This window comes from Nocardiopsis sp. KDC1DS13DA1 (assembly GCF_055632325.1).
Window position 1 is genome coordinate 1 of record NZ_JBVMUY010000013.1, and the last position, 345, is coordinate 345.

1 pseudogene is annotated in these 345 nt (G+C 68.1%); it reads left to right on the plus strand.

Annotated features, from left to right (window positions below):
• Positions 1-345 (plus strand): annotated as a pseudogene (locus ACTVAJ_RS08180) (succinate--CoA ligase subunit alpha); the annotation flags it as partial.

Here is a 345-nt window from a genome sequence, read left to right on the forward strand (position 1 = left end):
GTTCTGCAAGGACGCGGTCATCGAGGCGATCGACGCCGGGATCGGTCTGGCGGTCGTCATCACCGAGGGCATCCCGGTCCACGACACCGCCGTGTTCTGGGCGCACGCGGGCGCCCAGGGCAACAGGACGCGGATCATCGGCCCCAACTGCCCGGGTCTGATCACGCCGGGCCAGTCCAACGCGGGCATCATCCCGGCCGACATCACCAAGCCGGGCCGGATCGGGCTGGTGTCCAAGTCCGGGACGCTGACCTACCAGATGATGTACGAGCTGCGTGACATCGGGTTCTCCTCGGCCGTGGGCATCGGTGGCGACCCGATCATCGGGACCACGCACATCGACGC